The organism is Glaesserella sp., from assembly GCF_041814905.1.
Classification (GTDB): Bacteria; Pseudomonadota; Gammaproteobacteria; order Enterobacterales; family Pasteurellaceae; genus Glaesserella.
In genome coordinates this window covers 26,350-39,935 of record NZ_JBGXYA010000047.1, presented here as the reverse complement: position 1 = coordinate 39,935, position 13,586 = coordinate 26,350, and the positions used below count along the sequence as shown (strand labels likewise).

General features: G+C 41.7%; 12 protein-coding genes. 6 read left to right on the top strand and 6 right to left on the bottom strand.

The window, feature by feature from the left end; translation table 11 throughout:
- Positions 1-4 precede the first annotated feature (4 nt).
- Entirely contained in the window at positions 5-1,714 is a 1,710-nt protein-coding gene (gene fadD / locus ACEYJ7_RS07155) for a long-chain-fatty-acid--CoA ligase FadD (RefSeq protein ID WP_373778389.1), read from the top strand.
- A gap of 103 nt (positions 1,715-1,817) precedes the next feature.
- Here the strand turns inward: fadD and leuB are convergent, their stop codons facing one another.
- Positions 1,818-2,894 carry a 3-isopropylmalate dehydrogenase gene (gene leuB, locus ACEYJ7_RS07150; RefSeq protein ID WP_373778388.1) on the bottom strand — a complete coding sequence of 359 codons (1,077 nt, stop codon included), beginning with the start codon at positions 2,892-2,894 and terminating at the stop codon, positions 1,818-1,820.
- Positions 2,895-3,014: 120 nt separating this feature from the next.
- Here leuB and ACEYJ7_RS07145 point away from each other — a divergent pair, with 120 nt between their 5' ends.
- Complete coding sequence (locus ACEYJ7_RS07145) at positions 3,015-3,245, top strand: YceK/YidQ family lipoprotein (RefSeq protein WP_373778387.1); 231 nt, start codon at positions 3,015-3,017, stop codon at positions 3,243-3,245.
- A gap of 107 nt (positions 3,246-3,352) precedes the next feature.
- Here the strand turns inward: ACEYJ7_RS07145 and ACEYJ7_RS07140 are convergent, their stop codons facing one another.
- Complete coding sequence (locus ACEYJ7_RS07140) at positions 3,353-4,243, bottom strand: LysR family transcriptional regulator (protein ID WP_373778386.1); 891 nt, start codon at positions 4,241-4,243, stop codon at positions 3,353-3,355.
- Between the two features lie 138 nt (positions 4,244-4,381).
- Between ACEYJ7_RS07140 and topA the strand changes: the two genes are divergently transcribed.
- Positions 4,382-6,994 (top strand): type I DNA topoisomerase, encoded by a 2,613-nt coding sequence (topA, locus tag ACEYJ7_RS07135; RefSeq protein WP_373778385.1) that lies wholly within the window; start codon positions 4,382-4,384, stop codon positions 6,992-6,994.
- A gap of 99 nt (positions 6,995-7,093) precedes the next feature.
- Here topA and ACEYJ7_RS07130 read toward each other — a convergent pair whose 3' ends face one another.
- Genes ACEYJ7_RS07130 through proB form a run of 4 tightly spaced genes read right to left on the bottom strand, consistent with a single transcriptional unit; the run spans position 7,094 to position 10,362 of the window.
- Positions 7,094-7,825, bottom strand: coding sequence for a YhjD/YihY/BrkB family envelope integrity protein (locus ACEYJ7_RS07130; RefSeq protein ID WP_373778384.1), 732 nt, complete (start codon positions 7,823-7,825; stop codon positions 7,094-7,096).
- A 9-nt stretch (positions 7,826-7,834) separates the two neighbouring features.
- A complete protein-coding gene (gene nth / locus ACEYJ7_RS07125; protein WP_373778383.1) occupies positions 7,835-8,470 on the bottom strand; it encodes an endonuclease III in 636 nt (211 codons plus the stop codon).
- Between the two features lie 3 nt (positions 8,471-8,473).
- Entirely contained in the window at positions 8,474-9,253 is a 780-nt protein-coding gene (locus ACEYJ7_RS07120) for a TSUP family transporter (protein WP_373778382.1), read from the bottom strand.
- A gap of 11 nt (positions 9,254-9,264) precedes the next feature.
- Complete coding sequence (gene proB, locus ACEYJ7_RS07115; RefSeq protein ID WP_373778381.1) at positions 9,265-10,362, bottom strand: glutamate 5-kinase; 1,098 nt, start codon at positions 10,360-10,362, stop codon at positions 9,265-9,267.
- A gap of 82 nt (positions 10,363-10,444) precedes the next feature.
- On the opposite strand from proB, the gene ACEYJ7_RS07110 reads away from it, so the two are divergent.
- From ACEYJ7_RS07110 to ACEYJ7_RS07100, 3 genes are all read left to right on the top strand, one after another.
- Positions 10,445-10,930 (top strand): dihydrofolate reductase, encoded by a 486-nt coding sequence (locus ACEYJ7_RS07110; RefSeq protein WP_373778380.1) that lies wholly within the window; start codon positions 10,445-10,447, stop codon positions 10,928-10,930.
- Positions 10,931-11,143: 213 nt separating this feature from the next.
- Positions 11,144-12,739 carry an L-lactate permease gene (locus ACEYJ7_RS07105; protein ID WP_373778379.1) on the top strand — a complete coding sequence of 532 codons (1,596 nt, stop codon included), beginning with the start codon at positions 11,144-11,146 and terminating at the stop codon, positions 12,737-12,739.
- Between the two features lie 115 nt (positions 12,740-12,854).
- The gene (locus ACEYJ7_RS07100) at positions 12,855-13,586 is read left to right on the top strand and encodes a (Fe-S)-binding protein (protein WP_373778378.1); all 732 of its coding nucleotides are present in this window, start codon (positions 12,855-12,857) and stop codon (positions 13,584-13,586) included.

Genomic DNA, 13,586 nt, shown 5'->3' with positions numbered 1-13,586 from the left:
TTCTATGGAAAAAATTTGGTTTGATAATTATCCTCAAGCTGCCGAGCGGGTTATTAATGTTGAGAAATACGAATCACTGGTTGAAATGTTTGAAAAAGCCGTTAATCACCATCCTGATATCCCCGCCTATATTAATATGGGACAGATTTTAACTTACCGTAAATTGGAAGAACGCAGCCGTGCTTTTGCCGCTTATTTACAAAATGAGTTGCGGATGGAAAAGGGCGAACGTATCGCATTGATGATGCCGAATTTATTACAATATCCGATCGCGTTATTTGGTGCGCTACGCGCCGGTTTGGTCGTGGTGAACGTTAATCCGCTTTATACTCCGCGTGAGCTGGAACATCAATTAAACGATAGCGGTGCAAAAGCGATTGTGGTAGTTTCAAATTTTGCCGCAACGTTAGAAAAAGTCGTGTTTAATACTTCCGTAAAGCACGTTATTTTGACCCGCATGGGGGATCAACTTTCTTTCGGCAAACGGACCTTAGTTAATTTCGTGGTGAAATACGTAAAAAAACTGGTGCCGAAATACAAGCTTCCGCACGCAGTGAGTTTTCGTGAGGCATTGAGTATCGGTAAACAACGCCAATACGTTAAACCGATGATTACCAAAGATGATCTCGCTTTTTTACAATATACCGGCGGTACAACCGGTGTGGCGAAGGGAGCAATGCTGGCACATCGCAATGTAGTAGCGAATATTTTACAGGCGAAATGGGTTGCGGAGCCGCTTGCTAAAGGCAGTGGTGAACGTATTGGCGTGATAGCATTGCCGCTTTATCATATTTTTGCATTAACCACAAACTGTCTGTTATTTATTGAGCTGGGACTAACTGCGTTATTGATCACCAATCCGCGTGATATTCCAAGCTTTATCAAAGAACTGAAAAAATATCCGGTAATGGCGATCACCGGTGTAAATACATTGTTCAATGCGTTACTGAATAATGAAATGCTCAAAGAAGTGGATTTTTCCAGTCTGAAATTATCCATTGGCGGAGGTGCGGCGATTCAGCGATCGGTAGCGGATCGTTGGCATAAAACGACCGGTAATCATATTATCGAAGGTTACGGCATGACCGAATGTTCTCCTCTAATCTCCGCAACTCGTAACGATTCAACCGAATATTCCGGTTCTATCGGCGTACCGGTACCGAATACGGATATTCGAATCGTTGATGATGCCGGTAACGAATTAGGCTTAGATAAACGCGGAGAACTTTGGGTAAAAGGTCCACAAGTCATGCAAGGTTATTGGCAACGTCCTAAAGATACTGCAGATGTGATTAAAGATGGCTGGATGGCGACAGGCGATATTGTGGAGATGGGGAAAGATTTCAATTTACGCATCGTCGATCGTAAAAAGGACATGATTATCGTCTCCGGTTTTAACGTTTATCCGAATGAAATTGAAGATGTTGTCGCCTTACATCCGAAAGTGAATGAAGTGGTGGTAGTCGGGCTTCCGAATGAGGTAACCGGTGAAAGTATTAAAGTGTACGTCACCAAAAAAGATGAAAGTTTGACGCGCGAAGAGCTGCGCAATCATTGTCGCCAGCATTTAACCGGCTATAAAATCCCGCGCGATATTGAATTCCGAGACGAGCTGCCGAAAAGCAATATCGGTAAAATTCTCCGCCGTGTATTACGCGATGAAGAAGTCGCCAGGGTTAAAGCTCAGACTTCGGGCTCTTCGAATAATAAGTGATAAATAGAAAAACCGTTGATTTTCAACGGTTTTTGTTTTTTACAAGCGGTCGGAAACACACAAAAATTTGCAAATTTCGGGCTAAAACCGAGCGCTTGTCGGCTTAAATATTTTTTGCGATTAAATCACCCATTTCACTCGTCGAGAGCGGTGCGGATTGATCGGCAAGATCTGCGGTACGATAACCTTGCGCCAGAACGGCTTGTACGGCATTTTCAATTGCTTTTGCCGCATTTTCTAAGCCGAAGCTATAACGTAGCATCATGGCGGCGGAGAGGATTTGTGCAATCGGATTCGCAATGTTTTTGCCTGCGATATCCGGTGCCGAGCCGCCTGCAGGTTCGTATAAACCGAAACCTTTTTCATTTAAACTTGCAGATGGCAACATCCCCATAGAACCGGTAATCATCGCACATTCGTCAGAAATAATGTCCCCGAAAATATTCGAGCAGAGTAGTACGTCAAAAAAATCAGGTTGTTTGATGAGTTGCATGGTTGCATTATCAATATAGATATGATCGAGCTTCACTTCCGGGTACTGTTTGGCGACTTCATTGACCGTTTCACGCCATAAAATTGAACTCATTAATACATTCGCTTTATCCACGGAGGTTACGTGTTTAGTGCGTTTCATCGCGGTTTCAAATGCAACTTTTGCAATACGCTCAATTTCGTAACGATGATAAACTTCGGTATCAAAGGCTTTTTCATTTGCGCCTTCACCCTCACGACCTTTCGGTTGACCAAAGTAGATGCCGCCGGTTAATTCACGTACGGTTACCATATCAAAACCTCTTGCCGCAATATCTGCACGTAACGGACAGAACTGCTCCAATCCTTTGTAGAGCGTCGCAGGACGAAGATTGCAGAACAGCGCAAAATGTTTACGTAAAGGTAACAATGCACCACGTTCCGGTTGTTCATTCGGTGGCAAATGTTCCCATTTCGGGCCGCCCACCGAGCCGAATAAAATGGCATCGGCGGCTTCACAGCCTTTTAACGTGCTGTCCGGTAGTGCTTTACCGTGGTTATCGATAGCGATACCACCGACATCATGATGGTGGTAATTCAGTTTAAATCCGAATTTTTGTTGCACAACATCAAGCACTCTGATCGCTTGAGCCATAATTTCAGGGCCGATACCGTCGCCGCTTAATACGGCAATGTTGTAAGTTTGCATAGAGATTCCCTTAAGCTGTTATTATTAAAAACAAAGGTTGTAATATAAAACATTTTGTCGAAAAATGGGGGATTTTTTGTAGAAATTCGGTAGAATGTCGCGTAATTTGGAGATTTTTAAATGAAACAGACCGCTTGTAAGCTCGGATTTCTACTTTTTGTACTGCTCAACCTATCCGGTTGCGGTACGATTTTGAGCTTAATGGAAAATGATTATACGGCTTATGCCGGTGTCTCAAAAGATTTTCACGCCATTCAAGACGGCGGTTTTTTCAGTGTATTGGCAGTGGTTGATTTACCTTTAAGTTTTGTGTTGGATACACTTATGCTGCCGGTGACGTTAAGTCAGTAGGCAGCCATCCTCTTTTATAAAATCTGCACCTTTATGATCAGCTATTCGCCCGATTTTTGGGCTGCAAATTAGTCACTCTATTTTAGGTGGATGAGAAAAGCCGTGGTTTATATAAAAACCTTTTGCTCCTTCATTAGCTGTTCGAAAAAGGCAATGGCAACTTTGACTTTCGGAGATAAATAGCGACGATGAGGGTAGAGCAAGCTGATATCCAGCGGCTCTTGATCCAAATGACGCAAAATCGGAACCAATTCACCCGACGATAATTCGTCTTTAATCAGAAATTTCGGAATATTGATCACGCCAAGCCCTGCTTTTGCCATCTGCACCAATGCATAGCCGTTATTACTGTTTACCGTACCTTCCGGTTTAAATTTCACTATTCGTCCGTTTTCATTAAATTGCCATTGTAGAGCAGAAGCATAAAGTAAGCATTGATGTTGCTCTAACTCTAGCGCAGTTTGTGGTGTGCCGTATTTTTCTAAGTAATGCGGTGAGGCGACAACTAAATGGTTTGCTTGCCCGATACGTTTTGCCACAATTGAGCTGTCTTCCAATTTACCGATACGCAGCACTAAATCATAGCCTTCCGATACCACATCAACACGACGATCGTTAAATTCAATGTTCAATTGCAGGTGTGGGTAAGTTTCCATGAATTTCCCTAGATGCGGAGCAATAAAACGGGAGCCGAAATCCATTGGCACAGACATCGTTAATTTGCCTTGCAAAGTGGAAGTAATGTCGGTGACGCAGGCTTCCGCATCTTTGAGTTCATTAAGGATCGGGAGGCAGCGCTGATAGAACATCAAACCGGCTTCGGTCGGTGTGATTTTTCGTGTCGTACGTTGTAATAGACGTACGTTTAGATATTCTTCAAGTTGCGCGACTAATTTACTTGCCATGGCAAGCGACATCTGTTCTTGTTGCGCCGCTTGGGTAAAACTTTGCGTTTCAACGACTCGGCAAAATAGGTTAATTGCGTTTAGTTTGTCCATTTTATCTTTTTATGTATTGTATTTTAGAAAAAGCCTTGCTATTGTCTCCAGCATTTTGTGTGAAAACAAGCTAATTATCAACTTAAAAGAAATAATTTTCATCATATTTTTTACATTATTATTAATCTGGGTAGTTAAATGGGAAAATCATTAGTTATTGTCGAGTCACCAGCCAAAGCTAAAACAATTAATAAATATTTAGGCAGTGATTTTGTAGTGAAATCGAGTGTCGGTCATATTCGTGATTTACCGACAAGCGGTGGAGAGAAAAGTGAAACCGCTGAAAAGGCTAAAATTGTTTCAACCAAAGGCATGACAGCAGAGCAAAAAGCATCGATTAAATCCGAAAAAGAGCGCAATGCGTTGGTTAAACGGATGGGGGTTGATCCTTATCACGATTGGCAAGCCAATTATCAAATTCTACCGGGCAAAGAAAAAGTGGTTTCAGAATTGAAATCCCTTGCCAAAAAAGCCGACCATATTTATCTTGCCACCGACTTGGATAGAGAAGGGGAGGCGATTGCATGGCATTTACGCGAAGTAATTGGCGGAGATGATAAACGTTTCAGCAGGGTGGTATTTAACGAAATTACTAAAAATGCAATTAAAGCAGCATTTGATAAGCCCGAACAACTGAATATGGATAGAGTAAATGCCCAACAAACCCGCCGTTTTTTAGATCGTGTTGTCGGCTTTATGGTTTCGCCGTTATTATGGAAAAAAGTAGCGCGAGGTTTGTCCGCCGGTCGTGTACAGTCCGTTGCAGTAAAATTGTTGGTTGAGCGTGAACGAGAAATCAAAGCCTTTCAACCCGAAGAGTTTTGGCAGATTCTCGCCAAAACCGGTGCAAAACAAGGTGAGCTTAATTTAGAGCTGACTCATGCTAAAGGCAAAAAATTCTCAGCAAAAAATCAAAAACAGGCAGAAAAAGCGGTTAACGAACTACAAAATGCGAGCTTTATCGTTACTGAAGTCGATAAAAAACCGACATCATCAAAAGCGAAACCTCCGTTTATTACTTCAACCTTACAACAATCGGCAAGCACTCGTTTAGGGTTCAGCGTGAAGAAAACAATGATGTTAGCACAGCGTCTGTATGAGGCGGGCTACATTACGTATATGCGTACCGATTCGACGAATTTAAGCCAAGATGCGTTAAATATGGCGCGCAGTTATATTGAAAAGCAGTTCGGGACACCGTATTTACCGAGCAAACCAAACTTCTACGCCAGCAAAGAAAAAGCGCAAGAAGCGCATGAAGCGATTCGCCCTTCGGATATTCAAGTAAAAATGGGCGATTTAAAAGGCATGGAAAAAGATGCCGAACGCTTATATGACTTGATTTGGCGCCAATTTTTGGCATGCCAGATGACGGCGGCAGAGTACGATTCCACGGCTTTAACCGTTACTGCAGGTGATTATGAATTAAAAACCAAAGGGCGTGTGTTACGTTTTGACGGTTGGACTAAAGTATTGCCGATTCAAGGTAAAACTGCAGAAGATCAGGAACTTCCGCAGGTGAGTTTAAATGAAACCTTAACACTTCATGAAATTGTGCCAAGTCAGCACTTCACCAAACCACCGGCACGTTATAGCGAGGCGGCTTTGGTTAAAGAGCTTGAAAAACGAGGTATTGGCAGGCCATCTACCTATGCAGCGATTATTTCAACCATTCAGGAACGCGGTTATGTGCGAGTGGAAAATCGTCGTTTTTATGCGGAAAAAATGGGAGAGATCGTAACCGACCGTTTAAATGAATCTTTTAGCGATCTCATGAACTATGATTTTACCGCCAATATGGAAGATACGCTTGACCAAATAGCATCCGGTAATAGTAATTGGAAGCAGGAGCTTAATCGCTTTTTCGGTGACTTCTCCGAAAAATTAACTCAGGCAGAGCTGGATGAATTAGAAGGCGGTATGCGCCCGAATAATCTGGTCGAAACGGATATTGACTGTCCGACTTGCGGTCGTAAAATGGCAATCCGCACAGCGAGTACCGGTGTTTTTTTAGGCTGTACAGGTTATGCTTTACCTCCGAAAGAGCGTTGCAAAACAACGATTAATCTGATTCCGGAAGCGGAATTATTAAATGTATTGGATGATGACTCGGAAACCAATGCATTATTAAAACGTAAGCGTTGTCCGAAATGTGATACTGCTATGGATAGCTATGTTATCGATCCGCAACGTAAAATCCATATTTGTGGTAATAACCCGAATTGTGACGGTTATGTGATTGAACAAGGGGCATTTAAAATTAAGGGATATGACGGTCCTATTGTTGAATGTGATAAATGCGGTGCGGATATGCATCTCAAACTCGGGCGTTTCGGAAAATATATGGGATGTACCAACTGTGATAATACCCGTAAGATTCTGAAAAGCGGTGAAGTAGCTCCGCCACGTGAAGAACCTGTTGCTTTCCCTGAATTAAAATGCGAAAAATCCGACGCATACTTTGTTCTGCGTGATGGTGCAAGCGGCGTATTTATGTCCGCCCATAATTTCCCGAAATCACGTGAAACCCGTGCGCCGAAAGTGGCGGAATTGGCTCTTTATCGAGATCGCTTGCCGGAAAAATTAAAATATCTTGCAGAGGCACCGCAAAAAGACCCGGACGGTAATGATGCGATTATTCGTTTTAGCCGTAAGGAAAAACGTCAATATGTGACTTCGGAAAAAGACGGCAAAGCGACTAAATGGATTGTAGATTACCAAAATGGGAAATGGATAGAACGTAAGAAATAACACTATCTGGTAACAAAGTAACGGTACGAAATTTCGGTTTCGTACCGTTTTGTTTTTAGAAATTTGCAAATTTTTTGCCAAAACAGACCGCTTGTACCGTTAACGAAGTTGCATTATACGGCAAATCAGCATACCGGAAAGCAGTAGCAGCCATAGCGTATTGATCCAAAATAGCATAATCATAATTCCGACGAAATCATGGAATACGAGTGAATAGGTGTCGTTCCAATAAATTAGGGTATGGAACAGACGGCTGATAGGAAACCAAGCAATCAGACAAAATAATGCCCCGGTCATTGCAGAGAACGCTCCGATAGGAACACGCGGAATAAATTTAAATAAACCGCTGATCATTAAAAAACTGAACAAATAACTGACAATATTTTGTAAAAAGAGAGGAAAGCTTTTAATCGCAAACAACAATGCGGAACAAAGGCAGATAAATAGGAAAAATCCTCCCCAAACTTTTAGGAACCGCCAATCTAAACGAACAGGAACTTGCCAAAGTTTATTTAAGGTGATATCGATTTTATAAACCAAAATAAAAATACTGAAAAAGAAGAAAGCGAGAGTAAATTGGCGGGCAATACCGGCGTGAGTATTATGTACAAAATCAAATAAGGTACTACCGACCGTATCGCCGATTTTACCCATTGGATCAAGAAAACCGTGCATTACCACATGGAAAAGATCATCAATATAAAGAAATTCGAGTAATCCGAGCCAAAATGCCAATAATGGAACGAGGGCAATTAAGCTGTAATAGGTAAGCGACGTTGCATATAATTGGATCGGAAACATTTTCCAAACGGCTAAAAACTTACCTATCATTCATTAACCTCAAATATCGGTTTTTTGTTTATATTCGCACAAATCTTCAATAACACAAGAACCGCAGCGCGGTTTACGTGCGATACAGGTGTAGCGACCATGCAGAATCAGCCAGTGATGTACATCCACTTTAAATTCATCCGGAACAACTTTGAGTAATTTTTCCTCCACTTTCACCACATCTTTACCCGGTGCAAAATTGGTACGGTTAGAAACGCGGAAAATATGCGTATCCACAGCAATAGTCGGTTGACCAAAGGCGGTATTCAATACGACATTGGCTGTTTTACGCCCGACACCGGCTAATGCTTCTAATTCTTCGCGAGTTTGTGGTACTTCGCCGTTATGCTTTTCAATCAAATCACGACAGGTTTTGATGATATTTTCCGCCTTGCTGTTGTATAAACCAATCGTTTTTATGTATTCCTTCAAACCGGCCAAACCCAAATCCAAAATCGCTTGCGGAGTATTGGCTACAGGATAAAGCTTAGCCGTGGCTTTGTTTACCCCGACATCCGTTGTCTGAGCGGATAAAATGACTGCAATTAATAATTCAAATGGTGTGTTGTATTGTAGTTCTGTTGTCGGATGAGGATTTTCATCCCGTAGCCGTGTTAAAATTTCGATACGTTTTTGTTTATTCATAGGTTAACCTAAAAAAGAAAAATAGCCCTGATCCCATAACATTTTTGCCACCATAATAAATGACATCGTCACAATGAGCGGGCGAATAATTTGTTTACCTTTAGTGACGACCATTCTGGCACCCAAGTTACCACCGATAAATTGACCGACCATCATCACAAAACCGATTTTCCATAACACTGCTCCGCCTAAAATAAAAAAGATTAATGAAGCGAAGTTAGACGTAAAATTTAATACTTTTGCGTGGGCAACCCCTTTGGATAAGTTAAAACCAAGGAATAATACGAAGGCGAGGGTTAAAAATGAGCCGGTTGCCGGACCGAACATTCCGTCGTAAAAGCCGATTCCTGCTGCAGCAGTGAAAGCAAACAACGGATAGCTAATTCGTTGACGGCGATCTTCTTCACCGATTGTCGGACTAAATAAAAAATAGATACCAATAATCAATACAAAAAACGGTAATAACGTTTTGAGCGCATTAACATCGATCAGCTGTACAAAAATGGTGCCGAGAGAAGCACCGATAAAGGTGAATAAAATCAGTAACCAAGTCGCTTTTAAATCAACAGCTTTTCTGCGAATGAAGTAGAGCGAAGCCGAAAAAGAGCCTCCGCACGCTTGAAGTTTATTAGTACCGAGCGCCATTGCCGGCGGAATACCGACAGAGAGCAGTGCCGGAATGGTTATTAAGCCACCGCCACCGGCAATCGCATCAATAAAGCCGGCGACAAAAGCAGCAACAAATAAAACGGCTAAAATATGTAACCCGAGTTCAATGTCCATTACGATTCCTATTAGTAGATAACCATTTCATCACGGTGAAGAGCAACAGAACCAAATTCATAACCTAAAATCGCTTCAATCTCACCGGATTTTTTCCCTTTCAATAAATCAAGCGCTTCACTGTTATAGCGGGCAATGCCTAATGCAAGCACTTTACCGTTAAGATTGAAGATTTTAATGACTTCACCTCGTGCAAATTGACCTTCAACACGGCTGATTCCGGCAGGTAATAACGATTTATGTTGAATTAATAACGCATTTTCCGCACCTTGATCGATATAAATTGAACCGGCAGGCGGTGCACCAAATAACCAACGTTTACGTCCTTCTACTTTATCGCTTTGTGCTAAGAAACGGGTACCGATAGGTTCCCCTTGAACAAGTTCGAAAATGACATTTTTGCGATCGCCGGAAGCAATTAATGTTTCTACACCGGAACGCGTTGCAATATCCGCAGCAGTAATTTTGGTACTCATACCGCCGGTCCCGAGCGTTGTGCCGCTGCCTCCTGCCATTTGGCGAATTTCAGGTGTGATTTTTTCCACCACGGTAAGCAAGCGGGCATCTGGATTTGAGCGCGGATCGCTGTCGAATAGACCTTGTTGATCGGTCAGTAATATTAATTGTTCCGCTTGAGCAAGAATCGCGACGAGAGCAGACAAATTGTCATTATCCCCGATACGAAATTCTGCGGTGGCGACTGCATCGTTTTCATTGATGATTGGAATAATTTGTTGGTCAAGCAAGGCATTTAAAGTATCGCGCGCATTCAAAAAGTGATCTTTGTTCTCAATATCCGCACGGGTGAGTAACATTTGCCCGATTTTAATATTGTAAATTGAGAACAAACTTTCCCATACTTGGATCAACTGGCTTTGACCGACCGCCGCCAGCAACTGTTTAGACGCAAGATTTTTGGGTAATTCGCGGTGTCCTAAATAATCACGCCCGGCAGCAACGGCTCCGGATGTGACAATAATCATACGATGACCTTGTTGGTGTAATTGTGCAACCTGTTTGACGATTTCCAACATATGCGGACGGCTCAAACTTTTTGAACCGTGAGTAAGGGTGCTTGTCCCTAATTTGACAACGATAGTTTTTGACATGGCTTTTTACATTAAAATAAACGGAAATTGGCGGCTATTATCTGTTAAAATTCCCCTTATTTCAAAGTAAGAGACGCAGAAGATGAAAATTAGTTTAATTGTAGCGCGAACCTTAAACAAAGTGATTGGAAAAGACAATCAAATGCCGTGGCATTTGCCGGTGGATTTAGCGTGGTTTCGAGAAAATACGTTAGGTAAGCCTGTGATTATGGGGAGAAAAACCTACGAATCCATTGGTCGTTTATTACCGAAACGCCCGAACATTATTTTGTCTCGTCGCGGTTTTGCAGTTGAAGGTGCTTATTCGGCTACAAATTTACAACAAGCGGTCGGTTTGGCGCAAAATTTTGCAAATAGTCATGAACTGATGATTATCGGTGGGGGAGAGCTATTTAAACAAGCGTTACCGATGGCGGATAAACTTTATTTAACGGAAATTCAGGCTGAGATTGAAGGCGATACGTTCTTTGAATTTGATGAAAACCTTTGGAAAATCACATCCGAACATTATTCGGAAATTGACGATAAAAATCCCTACCGTTGTCGGTTTATGGTGTTAACTAAGTAAAAACAGGCATAGCCCATTTTATGGCTATGCTTGTTTTATATACTGTTTTGGAGTAAAAAAAGTCTTTTGTGCTCCATTTTTAGCCGAGTAATTCACATTTGTGTGATAAAGTTCACAAAAATGTAACAATCTGCTGTTTTCTGACAAAAATAAGAATAAAATTCGCTCCTGATTTGGCAATCTTAGTCTTTTATTCTGTTTTTGAGGTGCCTCATGGCTTTATTTCTTAGTATTTTTCCTATTGTTTTACTGATCTATTTAATGGTAAAACGCAATGCACTACCTTCTTACATTGCTCTTCCGCTTATCGCAGCATTAGTCTTGGTTATTCAACTCTTTTATTTCGGTACGGATTTCAATTTAGTCAGCGCGAATATTGTGTCTGCACTGATTTCTGTTTTAACACCGATTACCGTTATTTTCGGCGCCATTTTATTTAATCGTTTTTCGGAAGTTTCCGGTGCAACGAATACGTTACGCAAATGGTTGGGGAACATTAACCCGAATCCGATAGCGCAGTTGATGATTATCGGTTGGGCATTTGCGTTTATGATTGAAGGCGCGAGCGGCTTTGGTACGCCTGCTGCCATTGCTGCCCCGATTTTGGTCGGTTTAGGTTTCAATCCGATTAAAGTCGCAATGCTTGCATTGGTGATGAACTCTGTGCCGGTTTCTTTCGGTGCAGTTGGTACGCCGACTTGGTTTGGTTTAGGACCTCTACAATTGGGTGAAGAACAAATCCTTGAAATCGGTTCAATGACGGCATTAATTCACGCTTTTGCGGCATTTGTCATCCCTGTAATGGCGTTACGTTTTGTCGTAAGCGGTAAAGAGATTCGTCAGAACATTGTCTTTATTTATATCAGTATCTTCTCTTGTGTGTTGCCTTATCTGTTACTTGCACAGGTAAACTATGAATTCCCGTCATTAGTGGGGGGCGCAATGGGTTTATTGCTTTCCATTTTCTTTGCAAATAAAGGTGTAGGCTTGGCAAAAGTTGAAAATACTTTGGATAGCAATGCAGTCACGAAAGCCGAAGTATTGAAAGCGTTATTACCTAGTGGTTTATTAATCGCGATTTTAATTATTACCCGTATACAACAATTACCGTTCAAAGCGATGATGAATAATGCAACTTCTTGGGTTAGCGTAAAATTAGGTGAATTAGGTATTTTTGATATCAGTCATGGTTTAATCTTCAGTTTAAAAGAGATTTTCGGCACGTCGGTTAGCGCAGGTTATAAATTGCTTTATGTTCCGGCACTCATTCCGTTTGTGGTCACCGTATTAATTTGTGTGCCAATCTTTGCGGTATCTGCAGGAAAAGTGAAAACAGTATTCTCAAGCAGTGTACAACAAACCCAAAAGCCGTTCTTTGCCTTAATCGGTGCATTAATTATGGTTAACTTAATGCTTGTCGGCGGTGAGGATTCCATGGTGAAAATTATTGGTAAAAGTTTTGCCGCCGCAACCGGTGAATATTGGACAATCTTTGCTTCGTATTTAGGTGCTGTCGGTGCCTTCTTCTCCGGTTCTAACACTGTATCCAACTTAACTTTCGGTAGTGTTCAATTATCAACAGCTCAAGCAACGGGATTATCCGCAAGCCTGATTCTGGCGTTACAATCTGCCGGTGGCGCAATGGGGAATATGGTTTGTATCAACAATATCGTGGCGGTAAACTCAGTATTGAACATTCAAAATAAAGAAGGTGAAATAATGAAGAAAACGGTGGTGCCGATGATGATTTATGGCATTATTGCGGCCATTGTCGGAATCTTTGTTATTCCAATGTTATACACACTTTAATCTTTTGTAGGAGACAAGCGGTCGGTTTTTGTAAAAAATTTGCAAAATCATACCGCTTGTTTTCATTTCATCTTTATGGATTATTTTTCAAACCATTATTTGAGTTGGAGTTACTATGAATGTGAATTTTTATGTCACCTGTATCGGTGATATTGTCAAATCAGGGGTAGCTAAAAATAGTGTGCTGCTGTTAGAAAAACTCGGCTGCAAGATTACTTTTTTAGAAAAACAGGGGTGCTGCGGGCAGCCGGCGATTAACAGCGGTTATACTAAGCAGGCGCTTGCCGGTATGAAAAATTTAGTGGAAACCTTTGAAGTAAATGATTATCCAATCGTGGCGCCGGCAGGTTCTTGTGTTTATGCGATTAAAACATATCCGGAACATTTTGAGCGTTTCGGAGAAATGCAATGGGCGGAACGTGCGCGTAAAGTAGCTAACCGTTTCCATGATTTAACGGATTTTATTGTTAATAAATTAGGTGTAACCAATGTCGGCGCTCAACTTACCGGCAAGGCAGTCTATCACCCTTCTTGCAGTTTGTTTCGTAAATTGGGCATTGTAAACGAACCGCTCACTCTATTACAGAATGTTAAAGGTTTAGAATTGTTACCGATTCATAATCAGCAAACTTGTTGCGGATTCGGCGGTACTTTCTCCGTTAAAATGGCGGAAATCTCAGGTGAAATGGTCAAAGAGAAAGTACAACATTTAAGTGAAGTCGAGCCGGAATATTTAATCGGCGCGGATGTAAGCTGTTTAATCAATATCGGCGGTCGTTTAAGCCGTGAAGGCAAAAACATCAAAGTGATGCACATTGCCGAAGTTTTGATGCAGGAGGGCAAATAA